Genomic DNA, 1,021 nt, shown 5'->3' on the forward strand with positions numbered 1-1,021 from the left:
CCGAGAGAATGTTGTTTTGCAGATCACTAAGCATCAGCTTGACATCATCCGACTGATCCCAAGTGTATTTAACCTGCAAATTACTTGGCCACTCTACTCGCAATTGCCCTTGAGCAATCACCTCTTTAACTAACGCGACGGTTTCAATAATGTTCTCGCCAGCACGCTTTTTCACGTCAAGCACAATGGCAGGCTCACCATCCAAGCGGGCAAAGCTTTCCGGATCACGAAACGCTCGGCGAACTGTGGCCACATCACCAAAGGTGATCACTTCTTTGCCATTCACTTTGATAGGCAATTCGAGAACATCTTTCAGAGAATCAAACACCGACGGAACTTTGACCGAAAAGCGCCCATATCCAGTATCGACAAAACCAGCCGCAACCACTCGGTTGTTTAGTGCGATCAAATTATAGATATCGGCCTGATCCAATCCATAGCTTTCCATTAGAAGGGGATCAACCACGATCTCGACAATATCTTCACGATCACCAGCAATATCGACTTCCAAGATCTGACGGAAGCTTTCTAGTCTGTCACGCAACGTTCGAGCGATTTGAACAATGGTTCTCTCTGGCACCGTGCCATAAAGCACAACGGTTAAAACAGGCTCCTCTGAAGCAAAAGTAACTTCATTGACCGTCGGTTCATCACTGTCTGCTGGTAGCTTAGGTTTCGCCAGATCGACCGCGTCGCGAACATCCGCCATCGCTTTATCGAGATCCACGCCAACGCTAAACTCCAAAGTGACTGAGGCGTGGCCTTCGGAGGCAACCGATGTCATCTCTTTCACCCCTTCAATTGAGCGCAGTTCTTGTTCGATAGGACGAACCAGTAAACGCTCAGCATCAGTTGGAGAAATACCTTGATGCCCCACAGAGACGTAAATGATAGGAATAGTGATATCGGGACTAGATTCTTTTGGGATGGTGACGTAAGTAATGACCCCTGCGATGAGGATCATCACCAACAAGGTCAACATCGTTCTTGATCGGGATAACGCAGCGTCAATTATACTAAA

1 pseudogene is annotated in these 1,021 nt (G+C 47.4%); it reads right to left on the minus strand.

Annotation, left to right across the window (positions count from 1 at the left end):
* Positions 1-1,021 (minus strand): annotated as a pseudogene (vmeK, locus tag R8N28_RS27250) (multidrug efflux RND transporter permease subunit VmeK); the annotation flags it as partial.

It is taken from the genome of Vibrio sp. Vb1554, from assembly GCF_033344235.1.